The sequence below is a fragment of the Paenarthrobacter sp. NPDC089988 genome (assembly GCF_044748465.1).
GTDB lineage: Bacteria > Actinomycetota > Actinomycetes > Actinomycetales > Micrococcaceae > Arthrobacter.
Map to the genome: position 1 here is coordinate 1 of NZ_JBIVGD010000009.1, position 22,011 is coordinate 22,011.

23 protein-coding genes and 1 riboswitch are annotated in these 22,011 nt (G+C 64.6%); of the genes, 16 read left to right on the forward strand and 7 right to left on the reverse strand.

The features are described from left to right. Window positions 1-318, forward strand: a 318-nt coding sequence (locus tag ACIPV6_RS11985) for an integrase core domain-containing protein (protein WP_400271094.1), incomplete at its 5' end; no start/stop codon positions are given. A gap of 47 nt (window positions 319-365) precedes the next feature. On the opposite strand, the gene ACIPV6_RS11990 is transcribed toward ACIPV6_RS11985, so the two are convergent. Beyond that, window positions 366-1,460: a pyridoxal-phosphate-dependent aminotransferase family protein gene (locus ACIPV6_RS11990; RefSeq protein WP_400271095.1), complete on the reverse strand. Its 1,095-nt coding sequence runs from the start codon at window positions 1,458-1,460 to the stop codon at window positions 366-368. A gap of 174 nt (window positions 1,461-1,634) precedes the next feature. On the opposite strand from ACIPV6_RS11990, the gene ACIPV6_RS11995 reads away from it, so the two are divergent. From ACIPV6_RS11995 to purM, 6 genes are all read left to right on the forward strand, one after another. Next, window positions 1,635-2,465 carry a phosphatase PAP2 family protein gene (locus ACIPV6_RS11995; protein WP_400271096.1) on the forward strand — a complete coding sequence of 277 codons (831 nt, stop codon included), beginning with the start codon at window positions 1,635-1,637 and terminating at the stop codon, window positions 2,463-2,465. 155 nt (window positions 2,466-2,620) lie between these two features. Beyond that, complete coding sequence (gene uraD, locus ACIPV6_RS12000; protein ID WP_400271097.1) at window positions 2,621-3,127, forward strand: 2-oxo-4-hydroxy-4-carboxy-5-ureidoimidazoline decarboxylase; 507 nt, start codon at window positions 2,621-2,623, stop codon at window positions 3,125-3,127. Then, on the forward strand, window positions 3,124-3,465 hold the full coding sequence (gene uraH, locus ACIPV6_RS12005; protein WP_400271098.1) for a hydroxyisourate hydrolase: 342 nt from the start codon (window positions 3,124-3,126) through the stop codon (window positions 3,463-3,465). Before uraD ends, uraH begins: the two co-directional genes overlap by 4 nt. 83 nt (window positions 3,466-3,548) lie before the next feature. Beyond that, on the forward strand, window positions 3,549-3,899 hold the full coding sequence (locus tag ACIPV6_RS12010) for a hypothetical protein (protein ID WP_400271099.1): 351 nt from the start codon (window positions 3,549-3,551) through the stop codon (window positions 3,897-3,899). A 134-nt stretch (window positions 3,900-4,033) separates the two neighbouring features. Next, on the forward strand, window positions 4,034-5,671 hold the full coding sequence (purF, locus tag ACIPV6_RS12015) for an amidophosphoribosyltransferase (RefSeq protein WP_400271100.1): 1,638 nt from the start codon (window positions 4,034-4,036) through the stop codon (window positions 5,669-5,671). Continuing rightward, window positions 5,668-6,822, forward strand: a complete 1,155-nt coding sequence (gene purM / locus ACIPV6_RS12020; protein ID WP_400271101.1) for a phosphoribosylformylglycinamidine cyclo-ligase — start codon at window positions 5,668-5,670, stop codon at window positions 6,820-6,822. The genes purF and purM overlap by 4 nt, the downstream gene beginning before the upstream one ends. Before the next feature lie 129 nt (window positions 6,823-6,951). On the opposite strand, the gene ACIPV6_RS12025 is transcribed toward purM, so the two are convergent. From ACIPV6_RS12025 to ACIPV6_RS12035, 3 genes are all read right to left on the reverse strand, one after another. Beyond that, window positions 6,952-7,734 (reverse strand): VOC family protein, encoded by a 783-nt coding sequence (locus ACIPV6_RS12025; protein WP_400271102.1) that lies wholly within the window; start codon window positions 7,732-7,734, stop codon window positions 6,952-6,954. Then, complete coding sequence (locus ACIPV6_RS12030; RefSeq protein ID WP_400271103.1) at window positions 7,731-8,513, reverse strand: VOC family protein; 783 nt, start codon at window positions 8,511-8,513, stop codon at window positions 7,731-7,733. The genes ACIPV6_RS12025 and ACIPV6_RS12030 overlap by 4 nt, the downstream gene beginning before the upstream one ends. Before the next feature lie 358 nt (window positions 8,514-8,871). Further along, a complete protein-coding gene (locus ACIPV6_RS12035; protein ID WP_347108543.1) occupies window positions 8,872-9,096 on the reverse strand; it encodes a DUF3073 domain-containing protein in 225 nt (74 codons plus the stop codon). Between the two features lie 242 nt (window positions 9,097-9,338). Here ACIPV6_RS12035 and ACIPV6_RS12040 point away from each other — a divergent pair, with 242 nt between their 5' ends. Further along, the gene (locus ACIPV6_RS12040; RefSeq protein WP_400271104.1) at window positions 9,339-10,163 is read left to right on the forward strand and encodes a septum formation family protein; all 825 of its coding nucleotides are present in this window, start codon (window positions 9,339-9,341) and stop codon (window positions 10,161-10,163) included. A 32-nt stretch (window positions 10,164-10,195) separates the two neighbouring features. Here the strand turns inward: ACIPV6_RS12040 and clpB are convergent, their stop codons facing one another. Beyond that, on the reverse strand, window positions 10,196-12,850 hold the full coding sequence (clpB, locus tag ACIPV6_RS12045; protein ID WP_400271105.1) for an ATP-dependent chaperone ClpB: 2,655 nt from the start codon (window positions 12,848-12,850) through the stop codon (window positions 10,196-10,198). Window positions 12,851-13,282: 432 nt separating this feature from the next. Here clpB and ACIPV6_RS12050 point away from each other — a divergent pair, with 432 nt between their 5' ends. The 4 genes from ACIPV6_RS12050 to ACIPV6_RS12065 all read left to right on the forward strand — a co-directional run bounded on the left by ACIPV6_RS12050 (window position 13,283) and on the right by ACIPV6_RS12065 (window position 18,257). Next, window positions 13,283-13,900, forward strand: a complete 618-nt coding sequence (locus ACIPV6_RS12050; protein WP_400271106.1) for a pyridoxamine 5'-phosphate oxidase family protein — start codon at window positions 13,283-13,285, stop codon at window positions 13,898-13,900. Window positions 13,901-14,156: 256 nt separating this feature from the next. Further along, entirely contained in the window at window positions 14,157-15,491 is a 1,335-nt protein-coding gene (locus tag ACIPV6_RS12055) for an FAD-binding oxidoreductase (RefSeq protein WP_400271107.1), read from the forward strand. A gap of 146 nt (window positions 15,492-15,637) precedes the next feature. Continuing rightward, window positions 15,638-16,507, forward strand: a complete 870-nt coding sequence (locus tag ACIPV6_RS12060) for a DUF4031 domain-containing protein (RefSeq protein ID WP_400271108.1) — start codon at window positions 15,638-15,640, stop codon at window positions 16,505-16,507. Window positions 16,508-16,607: 100 nt separating this feature from the next. Next, entirely contained in the window at window positions 16,608-18,257 is a 1,650-nt protein-coding gene (locus ACIPV6_RS12065) for an exo-alpha-sialidase (RefSeq protein WP_400271109.1), read from the forward strand. Window positions 18,258-18,268: 11 nt separating this feature from the next. Here the strand turns inward: ACIPV6_RS12065 and ACIPV6_RS12070 are convergent, their stop codons facing one another. Continuing rightward, a complete protein-coding gene (locus ACIPV6_RS12070) occupies window positions 18,269-18,670 on the reverse strand; it encodes a YccF domain-containing protein (RefSeq protein WP_397323517.1) in 402 nt (133 codons plus the stop codon). A 396-nt stretch (window positions 18,671-19,066) separates the two neighbouring features. Here ACIPV6_RS12070 and ACIPV6_RS12075 point away from each other — a divergent pair, with 396 nt between their 5' ends. Then, entirely contained in the window at window positions 19,067-19,519 is a 453-nt protein-coding gene (locus ACIPV6_RS12075; protein ID WP_400271110.1) for an SRPBCC domain-containing protein, read from the forward strand. A 208-nt stretch (window positions 19,520-19,727) separates the two neighbouring features. On the opposite strand, the gene ACIPV6_RS12080 is transcribed toward ACIPV6_RS12075, so the two are convergent. Next, the gene (locus tag ACIPV6_RS12080; protein ID WP_400271111.1) at window positions 19,728-20,324 is read right to left on the reverse strand and encodes a phosphoribosylanthranilate isomerase; all 597 of its coding nucleotides are present in this window, start codon (window positions 20,322-20,324) and stop codon (window positions 19,728-19,730) included. 98 nt (window positions 20,325-20,422) lie between these two features. Between ACIPV6_RS12080 and ACIPV6_RS12085 the strand changes: the two genes are divergently transcribed. The 3 genes from ACIPV6_RS12085 to ACIPV6_RS12095 all read left to right on the forward strand — a co-directional run bounded on the left by ACIPV6_RS12085 (window position 20,423) and on the right by ACIPV6_RS12095 (window position 21,909). Further along, window positions 20,423-21,040: a HutD family protein gene (locus ACIPV6_RS12085; protein WP_400271112.1), complete on the forward strand. Its 618-nt coding sequence runs from the start codon at window positions 20,423-20,425 to the stop codon at window positions 21,038-21,040. Window positions 21,041-21,097: 57 nt separating this feature from the next. After that, window positions 21,098-21,163: riboswitch (guanidine-III (ykkC-III) riboswitch) on the forward strand. A gap of 9 nt (window positions 21,164-21,172) precedes the next feature. Continuing rightward, window positions 21,173-21,487 (forward strand): DMT family transporter, encoded by a 315-nt coding sequence (locus tag ACIPV6_RS12090; protein WP_387439598.1) that lies wholly within the window; start codon window positions 21,173-21,175, stop codon window positions 21,485-21,487. Between the two features lie 2 nt (window positions 21,488-21,489). After that, window positions 21,490-21,909, forward strand: a complete 420-nt coding sequence (locus tag ACIPV6_RS12095) for a DMT family transporter (protein WP_400271113.1) — start codon at window positions 21,490-21,492, stop codon at window positions 21,907-21,909. The last annotated feature ends 102 nt before the right edge of the window (window positions 21,910-22,011 follow it).

The window sequence follows — 22,011 nt, forward strand, 5'->3', positions numbered from 1 at the left end:
CACGCCGACCGGGGTACCCAGTACACCTCCACCCAACTCAACGATGTCTGCTCACGGCTCGGCATCCGCCAGTCCGTTGGCAGGACGGGCGTGTGTTGGGACAACGCGATGCAGGAATCGTTCTGGTCCACCCTGAAAGCGGAGTTCTACGACCGGCGCCGCTGGGCAACCAGACAGGACGCCATCCGGGCCACCGGCCGCTGGATCGAGGAGTTCTATAACCGCACCCGGCTCCATTCAGCACTGGGCTATAACACCCCCGTGGAGCACGAACTGCTGCTCACCACGGACCAACCTCAGCCGGCACAAGCCGCCTGACCAACTGTCCACAACTTGCGGGCAACCCCACTCGCAATTAATTCGCCCTATGCCTGGGCGATCGCCTCTTTCAGCGCCCCCAGCACCAACGTCACTGACGCACTGTTCGCGTTCGGGCCCATCATGCCGATCCGCCATACCGTGTCCGTGAACTCGCCGACCCCCGAACCGATCTCCATGCTGAAGTGCTCCAATAGGTACCTGCGCACCGCAGCCGAGTTGACGCCGTCGGGCACTTTCACTGTGGTGAGGCTCGGCAACCGGGAGCCTTCCGCGGCGAACAACTCCAGGCCCATCTCCTGCAAACCGTCCTGCAGGGCAATGCCCGCGGCACGATGGCGGGTTTGGACGACGTCGAGACCCTCGGCGAGGATGCGTCCCAATGCGGCATCAAGGCCGGCGATCATGGTGACCGGAGCGGTGTGATGGTACGTCCGGGCGCCGGACGCGGCCCCGACGTAGCCACCAAGCAACCCGATATCCAGGTACCAGGAGCGGGGTTCCTTGATGCGGCGCTCGAAGGCCAGCTCGGAGACCGTGAACGGTGAGAGTCCCGGCGGCACCCCAAGGCACTTCTGGGTTCCGGCATATCCGACGTCGATCCCCCAGTCGTCTGCCAAAAGTTCCAGTCCGCCGATGGACGTCACGGCGTCGGTGATCAGGAGCGCGTCGCCTTTGCCGGCGCCAAGGGCGGCGATATCGGAGAGCACGCCCACGGAGGTCTCGGCGTGGACCGCAGCGATCACCTTGGGGTTCGGATGCGCGGACAGGACGCGGTCAGCATCAACGGGTTGGCCCCACCCGTGATCCACCCGGATGACGGTGGCACCGCAGCGCCGGGCGACCTCGCACATGCGGGCGCCGAAAAGCCCGTTCACGGCGATCACGGCAACGTCGCCCTCGGCAACAGTGTTGACGAAGGCTGCTTCCATGCCGCCGGAGCCCGTGGCGCTCAAGGGAAGGGTCCGGGCATTGGCAGTTCCCCACACGGAACGGAGTCCGTCACACACCCGGTCCAGCCGTTCAATGAACACCGGGTCCAGGTGTCCCAGAACGGGCCAGGACAGGGCGGCCACGGCTTCGGGGTAGCAATTGCCCGGTCCGGGACCGAACAGGAATCTGGAGGTCAGGATGTCTGGCATGGTGCGAACTCCTTCAACGCAGTTGATGGTCATTCTGCCGCACGCTGCGCTGCGAGGCCCGCTCTGCGCGCCAAAACCCAAACAGAGGGAGCAGAGCGGGCCTCACAGCGACCTCTTAGCGGCAACTGCTAAGGTTACTCACCATTATTGAGGCCGCCACGATAGGGGACGAGAGTGACGACTGAAGGAAAAGGGCAGCCCGGACAAGGCGTCCGCGGGGAGGTGCAACAGGATCGATACATCGCGGGCCAAGACCTCACCCGCTGGAAATCCCCGGTGGGCCGTGCCCTGGCCGCGGGCGTGCAATGGATTACCAATCTCCTGGGCCCCTACGCCGCGTTGGTCATCACGCTCGGAATTGGCCTGGTTGTTGCCGTCGCCTTGGCTGTGGCCTTCGGCGAAGTCTACGAATCGGTGATTGAGGCTGATGGCGTGGCTGGGCTGGATCATCCCGCCTTAAACGCAGCCAAATCCATCCGCTCCCCCGCCCTGGACGTAGCAACCACGGCCTATACCAACATCGGCGGCACGGTGGGCATGCCCATCATCGCCGTGGGGATCATGATCTTCCTGGCCTTGAGGCGGAAGTCGTGGACCCCGGTGATCCTGATGCTGGCCGCAGGACTGGGCTCGCTGCTCTTGACGGTGCTTGGGAAGCCGCTTTTCGGACGCACCCGGCCGGACCTCAGCGATGCCATTCCTCCCTACGAGCACTCACCTTCGTTCCCCAGCGGGCACTCGTTGAACGCGATCGTCATTGCCGGCATCGTGGCCTACTTGGTGGTCCTCCGTGTCAAGACCATCCGGGGCCGGGTCACAACCATTGCCATAGCCTCGGTCTTCTCGTTGACCATGGGCTTGAGCCGGGTCTACCTGGGCCACCACTGGCTGACTGATGTGCTGGCGGCGTGGGCCTTGGGCATCGCGTGGCTCGCCTTGGTTATCACGGCCCATCGTCTCTATCTGACGGTGCGCACAAGGCACCACAAGGAGGTAGTCTCTTGACACGCCCCCGGCACCTCAGCTTCACTTATTACGTATGCTGAAATAACAGTTCCATGATGCGGAAGCTAGAAGCGCAAGCTTCCCCCGGCCACACAACCGGGGTTCCGCATAGCCCACACCATGGATGCCAGCATTTGCACGAGGATGAATCAAGCATGGAGCTTGCAGTATTCAACAGTGTCGACCGTGACGAGGCCATCAAGGTCCTGACCCCTTGCCTGGACATCGCCCGCTGGGTGGAAACCATCGTCGATGCCCGCCCCTTCGCCAGCGTTGACGAGTTGCTGGCCCAGGCCAACAACGCCGCCGAACCGTTCACCCCGGAAGAGGTGGGGTCCGCAATGGCCCACCACCCCCGGATCGGCGAACGCCCCAAGGCCCAGACCACCGAAGCCGCAATGTCCCGCTCGGAGCAGGCCGGCGTGGATGTCAGCGACGCAACCGCGGCGGCCCTCGCGGACGGCAACCGCGCCTATGAAGAGAAGTTCAACAGGGTCTTCCTGATCCGTGCCGCCGGCCGCAGCGCGCAGGAAATCCTGTCCACACTCCAGGAACGCCTCACCCACACGCCCGAACAAGAAGACACGATCGTGGCTGAGCAGCTCCGCGAGATCGCACTGTTGCGCCTCTCCGGCCTGGTCAGCGAAGGAGCCAACGCATGAGCGTTTCACAAGTCACCACCCATATCCTCGACACCGGTTCCGGCCGCCCGGCGACGGGTGTCGCCGTCGTTCTTTACGTGCGCGAAGGCGAGAACTGGACGCTGGTGGGCAAGGGCGAAACCGACGCCGACGGCCGCATCAAGAATCTCGGCCCCGAGCGGATTCCCGGCGGTGCCTACCGTCTCAACTTCGCCACAGGTGCCTACTACGAGGGCCTTGGCACTGAGACCTTCTTCCCCGAAGTGGACCTGAACTTCACGGTTTCGGACGCCGGCGAGCACTACCACGTGCCGCTCCTCCTGAGCCCGTTCGCATTCTCCACCTACCGCGGCAGCTGACCAAGCCTGCCGCCCGTAACGCCCTTCGGCCAGCGCCGGAGGGCGTTACTTGTACCCAAACCCGGAAAGGTAGGCTGGAAGGCATGGCTTCCGAGGACACCCCCACCCCCGCACCGAACAACGAACCGCCCGCACGCCGCGACATCACCGTGCGCCGCGCGCCCAAGTTCGTGCCGTTCATGATCCTCGGAGCAATCGTCGGCGCGATCGTGGCCGCCATCATCGCCTACGGCCGTCCCGCAGATCCGGAATTCGACGCCAGCACTGTCTTCGGCTTCTTCCTGGTGGCCTGCGCGGCCGGTGGAGTCATCCTCTTCTCCATCCTCGCCCTGGTCCTGGACCGCATCAGCGTCAGGCGCACCCGGCGCGCAGTGGTGGAAGCGGTGCCGGATTCGGTTCCGGACGAGGGTCCAGAGCACGACGGCGGCCGCTGACTTTCGCTGCGTTCGCCCCTTTTCGGCGGGCAGCACTGTGAGACGCGCCGCATTTTGCGCGTGTCGCGCTTGATACAGGGGTCACAAAACCGGAGCGGGAACTTACCACGGCCACAACATGAGACAATCGACCAGTGGCACGTGGCGACGGAAAACTTTCACATGATCTTCTCCCAGGCGAAAAAGGCCCCCAGGACGCTTGTGGCGTCTTCGGGGTTTGGGCTCCCGGTGAAGAAGTAGCAAAACTCACCTATTACGGGCTGTATGCGCTGCAGCACCGCGGACAAGAGTCGGCTGGTATTGCTACCAGTGACGGCAAGCGCATCAACGTCTACAAGGACATGGGCCTCGTTTCCCAGGTCTTTGATGAGACCACCCTGAACACCCTCACCGGACACCTGGCCGTTGGCCACTGCCGGTACTCCACCACCGGTGCAAGCCACTGGGCCAACGCGCAGCCCACTCTGGGCGCCACGGCAACAGGCACCGTGGCCTTGGCCCACAACGGCAACCTGACCAACACCGCCGAGCTGCGCGAAATGATCCTGCAGCGCAACAACGGCCAGCTCACCGGTGAAATGAAGCAGGGCAACACCTCGGACACCGCGCTGGTGACCGCGCTCCTGGAGGGCGAAGAAGGCAAGACCCTGGAGCAGACAGCGCTGGAGCTGCTGCCCAAGATCAAGGGTGGCTTCTGCTTCGTCTTCATGGATGAAGGAACCCTGTACGCCGCCCGCGACACGTACGGCATCCGCCCGCTCTGCCTGGGCCGCCTTGACCGTGGTTGGGTAGTCGCTTCCGAGCAGGCCGGCCTGGCCACCGTTGGCGCCAGCTTCATCCGGGAGATCGAACCCGGCGAATTTATTGCCATCGACGAAGAGGGGGTGCGCTCCCAGCGCTTCGCCGATCCCACCCCGGCCGGCTGCGTCTTCGAGTACGTCTACCTGGCCCGTCCGGACGCTGCCATCGCAGGGCGTTCCGTGTACGAGTCCCGCGTGGAGATGGGCCGCCAGCTGGCCCGCGAAAACACACACGAGGCCGATCTGGTCATTCCTGTGCCTGAATCCGGTACGCCGGCAGCAGTTGGGTACGCCGAACAGTCCGGCATTCCGTTCGCGCACGGCTTCGTGAAGAACGCCTATGTTGGCCGTACCTTCATCCAGCCCTCGCAGACCCTCCGCCAGTTGGGCATCCGCCTCAAGCTGAACGCCTTGGAATCTGTAATCCGCGGCAAGCGAATTGTTGTGGTGGACGACTCGATCGTCCGCGGCAACACCCAGCGCGCCATTGTCCGGATGCTCCGCGAAGCCGGTGCCAAGGAAGTCCATGTCAAGATCTCCTCGCCGCCCGTCCAGTGGCCTTGTTTCTACGGCATCGACTTCGCCTCCCGCGCAGAACTCATCGCCAACGGCGCCACCATCGAGGAAATCTCCCAGGCCATCGGTGCCGACTCCCTGGCTTACATCTCCGAAGACGGCATGATCGGGGCAACCCAGCAGCCGCGCGAACGCCTCTGCACGGCCTGCTTCACCGGCAAGTACCCCATCGAACTGCCGCACGCGGACAAGCTGGGCAAGAACCTGCTGGAACGCACGGACCTGGGCGGCCTCCCGTCCGCCGAGGCGCTCAACAACGCGTCCGCCTCCGATTCCGAGGACCCGGCGGACAAGCCCGGCGCTACCGGCTGTGATCCGGGACCCGACGCCGAGTTCGAGAACCTCCTGACCGACGCTGATCGTTTGACCGACGCCGACAAGAAAGAGTCTGTATGACCTCCGCAACCCCAGCCGCCGAGAACAACACCGGCATCACCTACGCTTCGGCGGGTGTCGATGTTGAAGCAGGCGACCGCGCCGTCGAACTCATGAAGGACGCCGTCAAGGCGACACACAACGCCTCGGTGATTGGCGGCGTCGGCGGTTTTGCAGGCCTGTACGACGTGTCCAAACTGCTCACCTACAAGAAGCCGCTGCTTGCCACGTCCACCGACGGTGTGGGCACCAAGGTAGCCATCGCCCAGGCCATGGACATCCACGACACCATCGGTTTCGACCTGGTAGGCATGGTTGTGGACGACATTGTGGTTGTAGGCGCCGAGCCGCTCTACATGACCGACTACATCGCCTGCGGCAAGGTGGTCCCGGAGCGCATCGCGGACATCGTCCGTGGCATTGCTTCCGCTTGCTCCGTGGCCGGTACTGCCTTGGTTGGTGGCGAAACCGCTGAGCACCCGGGCCTCCTGGGCGAGCACGAGTACGACGTCGCAGGTGCCGCAACGGGTGTGGTGGAAGCCGACGCCCTCCTGGGCCCGGACCGCGTCCGCGCCGGCGACGTTGTGATCGGCATGGCCTCCTCCGGCCTGCACTCCAACGGCTACTCACTGGTCCGCCGCGTCATCAACCACGCGGGCTGGGCCCTGGACCGCCAGGTTTCCGAGCTCGGACGCACCCTGGGCGAGGAACTCCTTGAGCCCACCCGCGTCTACGCCGCCGACTGCCTGGACCTCGCGCGGACCTTCCCCGTTTCCGCAGGTGCCGCTGTTCACGGCTTCAGCCACGTCACCGGCGGCGGCCTCGCAGCCAACCTGGCCCGAGTCCTCCCCCAGGGCCTGGTAGCCACCGTTGACCGCGCCACGTGGGAACTCCCCGCGATCTTCAAGCTGGTCTCCGAGCTGGGCAACGTCCCGCTGGCCGACCTGGAGCGCACGCTGAACCTCGGCGTGGGCATGGTTGCGATCGTCTCCCCCGAGGCCGCAGACGCAGCCGTGGCGCGCCTCAACGAGCGTGGCCTGCCGTCGTGGGTCATGGGTACGGTTGCTGCCGACGCTGATTTGAACTCCATCGACAAGACCGGCCCGGACTACGTCCAGGGTGCCAAGGGCGTCGACGGCGGCGCGGTCCGTTTGGTGAACGCCTACGCCTAAGCGCATTAATCGAAGAAGGAAAGGCCCGGCAGTTGTAAACCAGCTGCCGGGCCGTTCTGCATCTCCCGCTTTTCCAAGTAGGGGACAGCACATGTCGCTATAGAGCCTCATAGCGACATGTGCTGTCCCCTACTTGGGTGAAACGATCTGGATGAGGCTGAGAACTCCGCCTTGGGGATCCCGGATGGTGGCCAGCGAGCCTTCTTCCGGAAATTCTTCCGGCTCAACCAACACGTCCCCGCCCGCGGCCGCAGCGGCGTAGGCGGCCGCTCGGAGATCTGAGACCCCGAAGTAAACCTGCCAGCCGGCTTCGTCCCCGTCTTCGGCAGGAACAATCCCGGCCACCTCGTCACCGCGGACCATCAGCGTGGAGTAGCTGCCGCCGTCGTCCTGGGGATACTCGGTGACCTCGTACGCGAAAAGTTGCTGGAAGAACGCCACAGCCGCCTGTGGCTCGGGGGTCAGCAGCTCGGCCCATGCCAAGGCGCCGGCCTCGTTGAAGCGATGGCTTCCCGTGTGGGTTCCTGCCTGCCAGATGCCGGTGGTTCCACCGCCCGGCGGCGCGACGAAGGCCAGTGTTCCCGTATCCGCCACCTGTTCAGGCCCGAACTCGAGCTTTCCGCCAACGTGCGCGGCATCCTCGGCGACTTCCTCGGCGTCGGTAGCGGCGAGGTAGATGTTCCATTGCCCGCGGGTTCCCGCAGCTTCCTGGAGAGGGTTCTGTGGAGCGATGACGGCCACCAGGTCCTTGTCGATGAAGGCTTGTGAGTAGCTGCGACCGTCCGGGGTAGGCAGGTCCTTGAAGGTCCACCCGAACAGTGCCCCGTAAAAGTCCTTGGCCGCTGCAACGTCCCTTGTCTGCAGGTCCGCCCAGCATGGCTCTCCGCTGGCGTAATGGGTCCGTGCGGTCATGCGCTGAGGCCTGACATGATGCTGAACGCCGCGCCGGCCGGATCCATCAGCACTGCCATCCGTCCAATCCCGGGAACGTCGAAGGCGGGAGCGATCACGTGGCTGCCGAGTTCCACGGCGTGGGCTACGCTCCGGTCAACGTCCTCAACAGCGAAGTACGTCATCCAGAACGGCGAGAGCCCTTCGATGGGCAGCTTCAGCGCGCCGGCAACAGCGCGGCCGTCGACCACCAACTCCGTGTACTCCTGAAGATCACCCGCGGGCCGGACGTTGCTGGTGCTGCCCGTCACTTCCTCGTAGAACTTCACCGCCTTGGGGACATCGTTGGTCTGTAGTTCGTTCCAGATCATGGTGCCGGGTTCATTCACCAGCCCCGAACCGTGGTGGTTCCCGGCTTCCCAGAAACCGATCTGGGCGCCGGTGGGGTCGGCTGCGAAGAACATGCGTCCGCCTGCATTAGCTACGGCGTCCGGAGGGAAGAGGACGGTTCCCCCTGCGGCGACGGCCCGCTCGGCGGCCTCGTCAACGGAATCCACGGCGATGTAGTTCGCCCAATAGGACGGCATCCCTTCCGGGGCGTCCGGCATTTGCTGCATCACGCCCGCGACGTACCGGCCCTTCAATTTGGCCATGAAGTACGTCATGCCTGAGCCCGCGTCCATGGCGTCCAACACCCAACCGAAAAGCTCGCCGTAGAACTTCCTGGAAACCTCAATGTCAGTGGAGGACAGGTCCACCCAACACGGTGTTCCCTGCTTGTACTGATCGACCTCCGGCATGGCTTTCCTTTCGCTGAACCTCGTCCCCCATCAACCCCCGCCCCCATCAACTTAGTACCGGGGTCTGACAAGGACAACGGACCGGCCTGACTTATCACGGATGCGCCACGTTGTGAGGCCCGCTCTGCGCGCTAGTTCCCGATTTTGGGACGCAAAGCAGGCCCCACATCGTGGGAGATCACCAAACGAAGGGCGCTGGGATCTTAAGCAAGAGGAAGGCCCGCAGGGTACGCCAATGGCTGGCGTGCCCTGCGGGCCTTCTTCAGAGATTTCCGGCATCGCATGATGCGCGAACAAACCATGATGTACGACGGCGGTACGCAACTCAGTGCCCAAAGGCACCTGTTGGTTGCGACAGCTATCCGAGACGGCGGGTGTCTACCTCGTCGTCGTCGTCTTCCGCGTACTTGTCCTCGTAAGCCGAGTAGTCCGGCTCCGGGGGATCTTCGGGGAAGTGGCTCTTTGCACGACTGGATGGGCCCGTGAGCTCACGCTCAAGTGCCGAATAGTCAGTGTTCGGGGAGTAGTACTTGATGTCCCGAGCCTGCTTGGTAGCTTTTGCCTTTTGACGGCCGCGCCCCATGGCGTGACCCCCTTTTGTACTTGGACCGGAGGTGGTCACCTTGGCTATCGGTGAGGCCCCGGAATGTTTGGTCAATTTGTCGTATGTCTAGATTACATGGTTTCCGGGGTGCCTGTGTGCCACCTGGGGGCCGCGCCGGGCCATTCAACACCCGAAAGCAGCTCAGGGCACCTCCCATGCACCCGAAAATTGGGTAGAGTCTGCCTCAATGCGGCGTCAGAGCAGGAAGGCACACCACTGGAATGAGCCAGGACAACACTCCACCCCGTGACGGTTCATCGCACGAGCCAGGCGAGGAACAGGTGCCGCCTGCCTCGAATGTGCCTCCTGAACCCGAGCACCCCAACCAGCCGCAGGTTCCGCCACAGCCCCTCTCCCCGCCGCATTCCTTTCCCCCACCCGGCGGCTACCCGCAGCAGGGCCCGCCAGCGCAGCACGGCCTGCCTCCCCAGCAGGGAACCTTCGGGCAGCCTGTCTATCCGAACCAGCCAAGCGACCCTGCCCAGCCGGAGTATGCCGGGCAAGACCCCACTTACCAGCAGGAGCCCGACCACCCGGACGCGGTCAAACGCCAGAGGTTGGTCATTGGCGGGATCGTCCTGGGCGTCCTGGTTCTCATCGGTGTTGTGATCTGGGTACTACTGAACCTCCTGGGCACCCGCCCGGAGGCCGTGGCCCCGTCGCCCACCCCGACGGCGACCTTGGGACCGCTCCCACGGGACACGGACTCCAAGGACTTCCAGGTGGGCGACTGCTTTGCGGACTTCGATCCCAACGCCACCAAGGCCAAGGCTGTTGCATGCGATACCGAGCACACGGCCCAGCTGGGCGCCATCCACACCTATGCCCAGGATGATTCCTTCCCCGGCACCAACGCCCTCCGGGACAAGGGCCGCGAGGTATGCAAAAGCATCAAGTTCAACGACGCCGTGGACAACTACACCAATCTGCTCCAGCAGAACGTCTATCCGAGCCAAAGCAGCTGGGACCGCGGGGATCGCAGGGTTGACTGCTTCATCGTGGTGAACACGGGCGGCACCCTTAAGGAAGACCTGCTCCGGAAGTAGCCACTCTGGCTGCTCCCGAAGCAGTCAGCAGCCTACTTCCTTCGGACAGAGAGCCCTGTGCCCGCCGGCATGCCGCCGTCGAGGTCCAAGGACTCAAGCCCCTCGATGGTGAGTTCGTCCACATCGGCCGCCGTGTCAACCAGGACCGTGTCCCCGTCGCTGATGTCGCCGGCAAGGATTTCCTTGGCCAGGCGATCGCCGATCTCGCGCTGCACCAAGCGACGCAACGGCCGGGCACCGTACGCGGGATCGTAGCCGGACATCGCGAGCCATGCCCGGGCGCCGTCGGTCACTTCGAGGGTGAGCCGGCGGTCGCGCAGCCGCTTGGTCAGTTCGGCGACGTGCAACTCCACGATCCGCGCGAGCTCCTCCACCGAGAGGGGATCGAACAGGACGATCTCATCGAGTCGGTTCAGGAACTCCGGCTTGAAGGATGCCCGGACCACGGCCATGACGGCTTCGCGCTTGGCCTTGGCATCGAGAGTGGTGTCCACCAGGAACTGGCTGCCCGAATTGGAGGTCAGCACCAGGATGGTGTTGCGGAAGTCCACGGTGCGGCCTTGGCCGTCGGTGAGGCGGCCGTCGTCGAGCACTTGCAGGAGGATGTCGAACACCTCGGGGTGGGCCTTCTCAACCTCGTCCAACAGCACCACCGAGTACGGCCTCCGCCGAACCGCTTCGGTGAGCTGGCCGCCCTCTTCGTAACCGACGTATCCCGGAGGGGCACCCACCAAGCGTGCCACCGAGTGCTTCTCGCCGTACTCGGACATGTCGATCCGGATCATGGCGCGCTCGTCGTCGAAGAGGAAGTCGGCCAAGGCTTTGGCCAGTTCCGTCTTGCCGACGCCCGTCGGGCCGAGGAACAGGAACGAGCCCGTGGGACGGTTGGGGTCGCTGATGCCGGCGCGGGCACGGCGGACAGCGTCGGACACAGCATGGACAGCCTTGGACTGGCCGATCAGGCGCTTCCCGAGCTCGGCTTCCATGTGCAGCAGCTTCTGGGACTCCCCCTGCAGCATGCGGCCCGCGGGAATTCCTGTCCATGCCGAAATGACCTCGGCAATGTCGTCGGCCGTGACTTCCTCTGCCACCATCAGCTCAGGCTCTGAATCGCTGCGCGCCGATTCCTCTTCGGCAGCGGCGTTGAGCTCGCGTTCCAGCGCGGGCAACTCGCCGTACAGAATGCGCGACGCCGATTCGAGGTCACCTTCGCGCTGGTGCTTCTCGGCAGCCGAACGCAGCTCGTCGATCTTGGCCTTCAGGTCACCCACGCGGTTCAGTCCGGCCTTCTCAGCCTCCCAACGCGCATTGAGCGCCGCGAGGTTCTCCTTCTTGTCCGCCATGTCCGCGCGCAGGGCGGCCAGCCGCTCCACGGAGGCAGGGTCGCTCTCGCCTTGGAGTGCCAGTTCCTCCATGGTCAGGCGGTCCACGGCGCGGCGGAGTTGGTCGATCTCTTCTGGTGCGGAGTCGATCTCCATGCGGAGGCGCGATGCGGCTTCGTCCACCAGGTCAATGGCTTTGTCCGGGAGTTGGCGGCCGGAAATGTAGCGGTTGGAGAGCGTGGCTGCTGCAACCAGGGCGGAGTCGGCGATGGCCACTTTGTGGTGCGCCTCGTAACGTTCCTTGAGCCCACGGAGGATGCCGATGGTGTCTTCCACGCTCGGTTCGCCCACGTAGACCTGCTGGAACCGACGCTCCAGGGCCGGGTCCTTCTCGATGTTCTCGCGGTACTCGTCCAAGGTGGTGGCACCGATCAGGCGGAGCTCGCCACGGGCCAGCATCGGCTTGAGCATGTTGCCTGCGTCCATGGCGCTCTCGCCGGTTGCGCCCGCACCGACCACCGTGTGGATCTCGTCGATGAAGGTGACGATCTGCCCGTTGGAGTTCTTGATCTCCTCCAGCACAGCCTTCAGGCGTTCCTCGAATTCGCCGCGGTATTTGGCGCCCGCCACCATGGAAGCCAGATCCAAGGCGATGAGGGTCTTCCCGCGCAGGCTTTCGGGGACGTCGCCGGCCACCATGCGTTGCGCCAGGCCTTCGACGACGGCCGTCTTGCCAACGCCGGGCTCACCAATCAGCACGGGGTTGTTCTTGGTGCGGCGGCTCAGCACCTGGACCACGCGCCGGATCTCACTGTCGCGGCCGATCACCGGGTCCAGCTTTCCGGACCGGGCAACTGCGGTCAGGTCGGTTCCGAATTTCTCCAGGGCCTGGAACGTGTTTTCCGGGTCCGGTGAATTAACCTTGCGGTCGCCCCGGACACCCGGCAGGGCGGCGAGAAGCGCCTCATGGGAGGCGCCGGCGTCGCGCAGTAACTTCCCGACGGCGTCACTTCCGGCCGAGAGTCCCAGCAGCAGGTGCTCGGTTGAGACAAAGGAATCGCCGAGCTTGTCGGCGTCAGCTTGGGCGGCCTGGATGGCTTGCATGGACTGGCGCGACAACTGCGCCTGCTGGACGGAACTGCCCGACGACGACGGCAGCGCCTTGATGGCGGAACTTGCCTGCACGCTCACGGCGTCCGGATCGGCACCCGTTGCCCGGAGGAGGGCTACCGCGACGCCCTCCCGCTGGTCCATGAGGGCTTTCAAAAGGTGTGCGGGCTCCACTTGCGGGTTTCCCGCGGTGGAGGCATTCATGGCGGCCGCAGAAAGGGCCTCCTGGCTTTTGGTGGTGAATTTGACGTCCAAAGAGAGCTCCCTTTCTGGAGTAGAACCAAGGATTACAGAGTTGAGTCTACTACGCTCAACTTTGGATTTTGTCCGACTGAGTTCCATGTTTGCCCACGGCGAAACTGCTGTCCAGCACCGGTTTGCGCCATCCCGGTGCAACTCACGCTGGCGAGCCCAGCGCACCCGTCCCAGCCGAGCGCACCCGTTCCGGCAGACCCCCGCACCCGAACGCGCCCCGCGCACCCGTGCTTACGGCCGCGAATGGCGGAAAGTGGTGCGCCCCCGTTCGAGCAAACCATCGCGCCCGCTCCCGCCCAGCGCACCCGTTCCAGCAATCCTCCGCGCCCGTACCCGCCGGGCGCACCCGTGCTTACGGCCGCGAATGGCGGAAAGTGGTGCGCCCCCGATCCACAAGATCCGGAAGGGCCCAGGGAAAGTAGGCTGGGGCACATGGAACCCATCGCTTCGGTGCACGAGTTGGAAGAATTGATCGGCCTCCCCCTCGAACGCGTTCGACGCAAGGTGCGGACTTCGCTCAGCGACTTCGACCGGCGGTGGCTCGCTGCCAGCCCCTTCTGCGTGATTTCGACGGCGGACGCCCAGGGTGGCGTCGACGCCTCACCCAAGGGTGACCCTGCCGGATTCATCCACGTCCTGGACGACTTCACGATCGCTATCCCGGAAAGGCCCGGCAACAAGCTCGCCTTCGGATTCCGCAACATCCTGGAGAACCCGAACGTGGGGATCCTCTCCGTGGTTCCAGGACGGACCGACACCCTGCGCATCAACGGAACGGCCCAGCTGATCCGGGATGCGGACTTCTTCGATCACATGGTGGTCAAGGGCCACCGTCCGCGGGTTGCCATCGTGGTCAGTGTGGACGAGGTCTTCACCCACTGCGGCAAGGCCTTCATGCGCAGCGGGTTGTGGGAACCGGACTCATGGGACAGCACGGGCTTGCCGTCCATCGCCTCGCTTTCCAAGACCTACGTCCAGCCGGAGACGCCCTTGGAGGATCTCGAAGCCTATTACGGGCCGGCGTACGCGGAACGCATGTACCGGGAGTAGATCCGCGTTCCGCCCTGCGCACCCCTTACGTCGCGGCATCGCACCCGTTGGCGCCGAGGGCTACCGCTACTACGGGAGCGCCGGGCGTGAAGTGGCGCGAGGGCACCACGTGGCGCGCACCGGCGTCGTAAGCGCACCGCCGTCGTACGCGTCCGGAAGGAAGCGAAAGCGATCCGTAAGCATTACCCATGGCCCACCGGGGACGCCAGCCGTAACCTGTTCTAGGGAGAGAGTCTCAGGCGCGAAGGAGCGTCCCATGGAATGGATCCGTCCGGACAATCCGGACTATGACGAAACCCGGAAACTCTTCAATGCGATGATCGACCGCAGGCCGGCCGTGATCGCCAGGTGTTCCAGTCCCGGCGAGGTGGCAGAGGCGCTGCAGTATGCCCGCAACCACAACCTGGAAGTGGCGGTCAGATCGGGCGGGCACTCGGTGGCCGGCATGTCCACCAACGAGGGCGGGCTGGTGATCGACGTCCGTCCCATGAAGTCCCTGAGCGTGGACCCGGAAGCCAAGACTGTTACGGCCGGCGGCGGGCTCACGTGGGGCGAGTTTGACCGGGCCACGCAGCAGCACGGATTGGCGGTCACGGGTGGCCGGGCCTCGACGACGGGGGTCTCCGGCTTTACGCTGGGCGGCGGCTCGGGGTGGCTCGAGCGGGCCTATGGGTTCGCCTGCGACAACCTGATCTCCGTCGACCTGGTCACTGCTTCCGGCGACATGGTGACGGCGAGCGAACACGAGAATCCGGACCTCTTCTGGGCGTTGCACGGGGGTGGCGGCAACTTCGGAGTGGCTACGTCCTTCACCTTCCAACTGCACGATCTGGGCCCGACGGTCATGGCGGGATTGACGTTGTTCCCCGGTGAGGCGGCCACGGATTTGTCCAGGGCCTACCGACAACTGGCGCTGGACGCGCCGGACCAGGTTGGCACGGCGCTCGTGTATCTGACCGCTCCACCGGAGGAGTTCATTCCGGAGGACATGGTGGGCAAGTTGGCTGTTGGCATGGCCTATGTGTATGCCGGGGACGTGGAGGCGGGCGAAGAGCACGCAAAGCCCTTCAAGGAACTGGGCCCGTCGGTGGACCTGGTTGGCCCCATGGGGTACGCCGATTTCCAGTGCATGATCGACGATCCTCCCGGCCACTACAACTATTGGAGCGCCGACTACCACGACGAACTCAGCGACGAGGCGCTGGACATCCTGGTTGACTCGGCCCGCAGGCTCCCGGGAGCGCATTCACAGCAGCTCATCGGCCGCTGGGGCGGTGCGGTGGCCGGCCCCGCGGCGGAGAACACCCCGCTGTTGAACCGTGGCGCAGCCTGGGTCAGCCATCCGTTCGGCCTTGCGGAAACCCCGGAGGGAGGGCAGGAAGCCAAGGCGTGGGTGAAACAGTTCAGGCAGGACATCGCTCCCCACACGAGCGGTGGCGTATGGCTGAACTTCATCGGCGACGAAGGGCAGGACCGCATCATCGCGGCCTACGGCGAGCAAAATTACCGGCGGCTCTCCAAGGTCAAGGCGCAATTCGATCCCGACAACACGTTCAGGGGGAACCAGAACATCCTTCCGGCAGAGCACTAAGACTCCTTCCCAGTTGCCGTGATCAGCCCGGGCAGAGAAGCCTGCGTTTCCGGGGCGGTGGTTGGCGGTAGACACGCCCCGATGGCCGGCAACTGGGAAGGATCAGTCCACCCTTGGCTGCCCAAATCCGGGACTACACTTTGCCCATGGCCATCTACGTCGACCCTCCCCTCTGGCCCGCCCACGGGACACATTTCTCCCACTTGGTCTCGGACAAGTCGCTCGATGAGCTGCACGCATTCGCAGAGGCGGCAGGTGTGCCGGAACGGGCTTTCGACGGCGACCATTACGACGTTCCTGAGCGCCGGTACGACGATCTGGTCAAGGCAGGTGCCATCCCTGTTGAGGCACGTGTCCTGGTCCGCAAACTCATCGCCAGCGGACTGCGAATCCCGGCCCGAGAACGCAGCAAGGCCCTCACTGTGCCCTTGATGGAGCGCTGGAACAGCACGTACCCCGGCCACGAGGAACTCGGCTTGGAGTTGCTGGAGCGGTGGGGCGAGGACGGCCGCAAGTATCACAGCCGCACGCACCTCTTGGCCGTGCTTGAGGCCCTGGACACCTTGACCGACCCAGCATTGCCGGCCCGCACTGTTGCCCTCGCTGCGTGGTTCCACGATGCCGTCTATGAAGGGGTTGCGGGCCAGGACGAGGAGGAGTCGGCGCGACTCGCCGAAGACCGCCTGACCGCCGCTGGCCTGGCACCGTCGGATGTAGCCGAGGTAGCGCGCCTGGTCCGGCTGACGGACACGCACAGTCCCGAGCCGGGCGACCACGCCGGAGCCCTCCTCTGCGATGCGGATCTGTCCGTGCTAGGAGGCGACGAACAGTCCTATGCCAAGTATGTGGCGGCCGTCCGCGAAGACTACGCCCACGTCAGCGACGCCGATTTCGCGAAGGGGCGTGCCGCCGTCGTGCGTCACTTGTTGGGCTTGGACCCGCTGTTCCACGGCGACCGCGCGAAGGCCCTCTGGCTGGACGCCGCCCGCCGGAACCTCACCGCGGAACTTGCCTGAGCGAACTCCCAAGACCGGGCCGGGAGCGCCGCAACGGCAACTGCCGTCCTCGGTGAGAGCGTCGCGTCGGGGCTTCTCGATCGGCCCTACACTAGGAGGTGTGACCTCCTACCTCCACGCTCCACAGGCCCGCCCATCCGTCGAACACGTCCTCGCTGTCCGCGGCGTCGGAGGCTACCGGCAGTACCGAATCCCTGCCCTCGCCGTCAGCACGGCGGGGACCATCCTGGCGGCGTACGACGGCAGGCCCAACCTGGACGACCTGCCCAACACCATCGATTTGCTGCTCCGCCGCAGCAGGGACAACGGCGCCACGTGGAGCGAACAACAGGTGGTTCGCACCGGCGTCGGGCTGAACGGCTACGGCGATCCCAGCCTCCTGGTTGATGCGGACACGGGACGGATCTTCATGTTCCACGCCGCCGGAACACACGCAGGCTTCTTCGAAGCGGTGGCCGGACTGGAGCCAGACGACGCCATCCAACATGCCGACGTCAGCTATTCAGACGACGACGGCGGGACCTGGCATCACCGGCGGCTCACCGCATCACTCAAGCCGGTTCACAGTGGTACCACCGGGTTGTTCGCCGCGGCCGGCCAAGGCATCCAGATTCACACCGGACCTTTCAAAGGACGCTTGGTACAGCAGTACGTCCTCTTGGTGGACGGGGAAATCATGGCCGCCTCCGCCCTCAGCGACGATCATGGAGAAACCTGGACACTCGGCGCGCTGGTCGGCACGGGTCCTGACGGTGCGGGGCCCAACGAGAACAAGGTGGTGTGCCTTGCCGACGGGCGGTTGCTGCTGCACTCCCGGGCCACGCCATGCCGCCTCGCCGCGATCTCGGAGGACGGCGGACAGACCTGGGGACCCTTGACGGCGGTGCCGGACCTGCCCGATCCCAGCGACAACGGATCCCTGACCAGGTTTGACGGGCTGCCACTTGTCCAATTGCCATCCGAGGCAGATACCTCGCATTGGCTCATCGCCACCAACAACCAGGACCCGCATCTTCGCCGCAACACCGTGCTCAGCCTCTCCCCGGACAACGGTGCCACCTGGCCGGCCAAGCTGGTCCTGTGCGAGGGCAGTTCCGCGTACTCCACGGCCACTCGGCTTCCCGATGGCAACGTTGGCGTCCTCTACGAGCGGCAGGGATATCGCGAGATCGTGTTCGCTTCGGTTCCCGCGGACCAACTGGTCTCTCGACTCGCGTCCGCTCCGGGTACCCTGACCCGTGCGGAGAATCCGCTCACCTTCCACATGGAACTGCGCTCCATCACCCCGGGCAGGCCGGCACGCTGGCAGAACGCCGGTGCATTCCACGTCATACCGTCAAACAGCGATGGCGAGTGGGACGTCCAGACGTGGAAGGAAATCGGCCAGGGGTACGCCGGCCAGGACCAGGTACTGGGCACGCGGGAAGCACAGGACCTCAACTACGGCGCCATCATTCCCGGGTACAAGGCCGGGGACATCCTGGCCTTCACCGGACGCGTCCGCAACAGCGGCACTGAGCCGCTTGCCGACGTCGTACTTCTCGGACCGCACCGGAACGATTTCCCGGCCACGCGCCTGGAGCCGGGTGAGCACTCCCTCTACTTCACGCCGAGTTACACCATCACGGAATCGGACCTGCTGGCGGACACGCTGGAACTCACGTTCGCGGTGGAGTCCGACGGCGGGAGGTTCCGTTCGGAGCGACGCTTCCGGTTCGGGCTGCGCACCGGAAGCGTTGATGCCTCGTAGGGCCTGTCGCCTCAGCGGTAGGTGCTGACGAACGGACGGTTGGTGGGCACGATCTGCTTGCCGAGCGGCATCAAGGAAACCGGGATCAACTTCAGGTTCGCGATGGCCAGCGGGATTCCGATGATTGTCAGGGCCATGGCCACCGCGGTGACCACGTGGCCGATCGCGATCCAGATGCCGGCCACCAACAACCAGATGACGTTGCCCAGCAAAGCGAACACTCCGCTGCCGCCGGGCTTTTCCACCACCATCTGGCCGAACGGCCACAGGCAGTACGCGCCGATGCGGAATGAGGCAATGCCCCACGGAATGGTCACGATGAGGACGCAGCAGATGATGCCCGCGGCGAAATAACCGAGGGCGAGCCAGAAGCCGCCAAAAACCAGCCAAATGATGTTGAGCAGAGTTTTCATAGTCACCATTCTCTCGTGTCGGACCGTCCAAGAGCCTAGGGGTCTGCCCTGACTCGCCCCTGACTTCCTCTCTCACCAAACACCCCCTCCCACCGGATCCTCTCTCACCAAACACCCCCTCCCACCGGATCCTCTCTCACCAAACACCCCCTCCCACCGGATCCTCTCTCACCAAACACCCCCTCCCACCGGATCCTCTCTCACCAAACACCCCCTCCCCGGTGGACGCTCCCTCACTGTGCTCAATGCGGTGCGGCCAAGATGACAGAGCGTTCCGAGTTTCGGGCGATTTGGAGATAGCGCGTCGGTTTGGGCCGGGCTTCGGCCTAGACTCGGTCCTACCAGCGCCGCCTGCGATGCGCAGCTGCATCCATGAACCACGCACGGAGGACCACCATGAGCACAGCACAGCACACCCTTAGCCTGACCCGGGATTTCGACGCCCCGCGCGAGAAAGTGTTCGAGGCTTGGATGGAACCGGACCAGCTCACCAAATGGTTTGGACCCGTGGAAGTAGATGCTCCGCGGGACAAGATCATCGTCGAACCCAGAGTCGGTGGAGTCTGGCAAGTGGTCATGGTCTGGACGGATGAGAACGGCCCGCAGGAGGCCCCCATTGAAGCCGTCATTACGCAACTGGACGAACCGGGCTTGCTGGTCGCAACGGCCAAAGCCGCCCCGGACGCCGACCACGAATACGAAGAGATGCACCTCGAATTCGAAGATCTCGGCGGCAGCCGCACCCGCATGCACCTGACCCAGGGGCCCTTTGCATCGGAAGAGTGGGTGGAAATGACACGGGACGGCTGGGGCACCTCATTCGACAAGTTGGATGCAACGCTCGCGTAAGCGCCACCTGTGAGAGAGCGCGCCCGAAAGCAGGCGGTTCGGTGAGAGAGCGCCCCCAAAAGCAGGCGATTCGGTGAGAGAGCGTCCCCAAAAACAGGCGATTCGGTGAGAGAGCGTCCCCAAAAACAGGCGATTCGGTGAGAGAGCGTGCCCAAAAACAGGCGATTCGGTGAGAGAGCGTCGGATGGGGTCGGGGGGAAAGGGGGCGTTAGGCTTTGGCGGCTTCGACGAAGGCCCGGACCTTGGCCAGGTCTTTCACCCCGCGGGAGGACTCGACTCCGGAAGAAACATCCACGCCCCAGGCACCGGCCGCGGAAGCAGCGGCAGCAACGTTGCCCGGTTCCAGGCCACCGGCGAGCAGCCAGGAACGGCCGGCCAGACCCTTTTCACGCACGGATGCGTAGTCCCAGGCCTCCCCCGAACCGGGCACGGCGGCGTCGATCAGGAACAGTTCCTCGCCCAGATCACCGAACTCTTCCGGGGAGGCACTCATGGTGACGGCGCGGATGAGCCGCATCCCGGCGTCGTGCACTTCCTTGACGTCGGCGGCGGTCCGGTGACCATGCAGCTGAACCCAAGACAGGCCTGCCGCCTGCGCGATGGCGATGGCATCGGCAGCGGTCTCGTGGCGGAAGACGCCGACAGCCGTAACATCGGAGGGCACCAAGGGCAGCAACGAACGGACGGTCTCCGGGCTGACTTCGCGCGGGCTGGCCGTGAGGACGAAACCCACCGCGTCGGCGCCCGCGGAAACGGCTTCGCGAACGGATTCGGGTGTGCTCAAACCACACACTTTAACGAACATTCCGTGCCTCCAGCCGATACGCGCCCAACAATCCCCTTATGACGTTAGCAAGTCACATGGCCCATTGTTGAACCGCACCCGACCACTACGCTGGACGGATGGAGATCATCCGCTTTGCCGACATCCATCCCGAACCGTGGCGCAACGGGGGCGGTGTGACCCGCGAGATCGCGAGCCACCCGAAGGCCGCGTCGGCGCAGGATGGCGCGTGGGACTGGCGGCTTAGCATCGCCGACGTTGCCAAAGCCGGCGACTTCTCCAACTTTCCGGGCATGGAACGGGTCCTGACCATCATCGACGGCGACTTGATGCTCCTCACCGTGGACGGCACCGAGCACCCCTTGGAGAAGTACCGGCCGTTCCGTTTCTCGGGCGAAGCCCCGTCCTCGGCCACGCTGCCCACCGGCGACATCCGGGACCTTAACATCATTGCCCGCGCCGACAAGTTCAAGGGCTTCGCGTCGATCGTCGAGCTTTCCAAGAAACGCCCACATCCCGTTTTCGAGGGCCAGTTCGCGGTTCTGCTGGAGGGCAAAGCCAGCGTTGCGCCCGGCGCGGCAGCAGAGGAAACGCCCGACGACGGCGCCAAGCCGGCTGCCGTCGTCGAGGAACCGGTGGAACTCTCCCGCTACGACGCAGTGGTTGGCTCCGACGTCCGCAGCCCCGAGATTTCCGGCCGCGGGTTCGTGGCCGTCATATCCATCGACCACGTCTGAGTGGTGACTTTTGCCACCAGAGGTGGCCACACCCTTGGGGAGTTGCTAGCCTAGGAATCAAGGTTCGGCTCTGGAACCTCCGGACGACGGTTCAGTACCCGGCACGCGACAAGACTGGCCAAAGGAAAAGTCATGTCGTGGTTGATCCTCATTCTTTCCGGAGCGCTTGAGGCTGTCTGGGCCGCAGCCCTCCACCGTTCCAAAGGCTTCCGAAAGCCCGTCCCCACCATCGTTTTCCTGGTGTCGGTCATCGCCAGCACCGGCGGTCTCGCGATCGCCATGCAATCCATTCCCACGGGTACGGCTTATGCGGTGTGGGTGGGCGTCGGCGTGGTGCTGACCTCCGCTTACGCCATGGTCACCAAGGTTGAACGTCCGACGGCGGCCCGCCTCCTGCTGCTCGCAGGCATTGGCGCGTGCGTGGTTGGCCTGAAGGTGGTGGCGTAGCCATGACGGCGAACACGAATCGTGAAACTGCCGCTGCTACGGCGACGGGAGCGGCGAAGTCCGGGCAGTCCAAGTCCGGCATTTTCTGGATCATCCTGCTGGCCTCGGCCATCCTCGAGGCCGTCTGGGCAACTGCGTTGGGGCTCTCCAACGGTTTTACCCAGCTTGTTCCAACACTGGTCTTCGCTGTGACAGCAACACTGAGCATGATCGGCCTGGGCATTGCTGTGAAGCGCATTCCCTTGGGCACGGCCTACGCCGTCTGGGTGGGCATCGGCGCAGCGCTGACTGTTGGCTGGGCCATGATTACCGGTGTTGAACCGGCCAGCCCGTTGAAGTTGCTGTTCATTGCCGGAATCGTTGGCTGTGCTGCGGGTTTGAAGGCGCTGCCAGCCCAGAAGACCGGAACGGATTCCGAGTAGGGTCCCGCACGCGCCGGGCCTCCATCCGTTTAGATGGCTCGCTGCGCATCATGCCGCTCGCACGGCACAGTGCGCAGCGGGCCATCGAATCGGCCCGGCGAG

What these genes read in the sequence shown, in the direction of transcription:
- purM (WP_400271101.1), top strand. Translation starts at nt 5,668, where the DNA reads ATGACCTCCGCAACCCCAGCCGCCGAGAACAACACCGGCATCACCTAC.
- ACIPV6_RS11990 (WP_400271095.1), bottom strand. Translation starts at nt 1,460, where the DNA reads ATGCCAGACATCCTGACCTCCAGATTCCTGTTCGGTCCCGGACCGGGC.
- uraH (WP_400271098.1), top strand. Translation starts at nt 3,124, where the DNA reads ATGAGCGTTTCACAAGTCACCACCCATATCCTCGACACCGGTTCCGGC.
- uraD (WP_400271097.1), top strand. Translation starts at nt 2,621, where the DNA reads ATGGAGCTTGCAGTATTCAACAGTGTCGACCGTGACGAGGCCATCAAG.
- ACIPV6_RS12030 (WP_400271103.1), bottom strand. Translation starts at nt 8,513, where the DNA reads ATGCCGGAGGTCGATCAGTACAAGCAGGGAACACCGTGTTGGGTGGAC.
- ACIPV6_RS12055 (WP_400271107.1), top strand. Translation starts at nt 14,157, where the DNA reads ATGGAATGGATCCGTCCGGACAATCCGGACTATGACGAAACCCGGAAA.
- ACIPV6_RS12090 (WP_387439598.1), top strand. Translation starts at nt 21,173, where the DNA reads ATGTCGTGGTTGATCCTCATTCTTTCCGGAGCGCTTGAGGCTGTCTGG.
- ACIPV6_RS12060 (WP_400271108.1), top strand. Translation starts at nt 15,638, where the DNA reads ATGGCCATCTACGTCGACCCTCCCCTCTGGCCCGCCCACGGGACACAT.
- ACIPV6_RS12025 (WP_400271102.1), bottom strand. Translation starts at nt 7,734, where the DNA reads ATGACCGCACGGACCCATTACGCCAGCGGAGAGCCATGCTGGGCGGAC.
- ACIPV6_RS12075 (WP_400271110.1), top strand. Translation starts at nt 19,067, where the DNA reads ATGAGCACAGCACAGCACACCCTTAGCCTGACCCGGGATTTCGACGCC.
- ACIPV6_RS12080 (WP_400271111.1), bottom strand. Translation starts at nt 20,324, where the DNA reads ATGTTCGTTAAAGTGTGTGGTTTGAGCACACCCGAATCCGTTCGCGAA.
- ACIPV6_RS12070 (WP_397323517.1), bottom strand. Translation starts at nt 18,670, where the DNA reads ATGAAAACTCTGCTCAACATCATTTGGCTGGTTTTTGGCGGCTTCTGG.
- ACIPV6_RS12035 (WP_347108543.1), bottom strand. Translation starts at nt 9,096, where the DNA reads ATGGGGCGCGGCCGTCAAAAGGCAAAAGCTACCAAGCAGGCTCGGGAC.
- ACIPV6_RS12095 (WP_400271113.1), top strand. Translation starts at nt 21,490, where the DNA reads ATGACGGCGAACACGAATCGTGAAACTGCCGCTGCTACGGCGACGGGA.
- ACIPV6_RS12050 (WP_400271106.1), top strand. Translation starts at nt 13,283, where the DNA reads ATGGAACCCATCGCTTCGGTGCACGAGTTGGAAGAATTGATCGGCCTC.
- ACIPV6_RS12040 (WP_400271104.1), top strand. Translation starts at nt 9,339, where the DNA reads ATGAGCCAGGACAACACTCCACCCCGTGACGGTTCATCGCACGAGCCA.
- ACIPV6_RS12085 (WP_400271112.1), top strand. Translation starts at nt 20,423, where the DNA reads ATGGAGATCATCCGCTTTGCCGACATCCATCCCGAACCGTGGCGCAAC.
- ACIPV6_RS12010 (WP_400271099.1), top strand. Translation starts at nt 3,549, where the DNA reads ATGGCTTCCGAGGACACCCCCACCCCCGCACCGAACAACGAACCGCCC.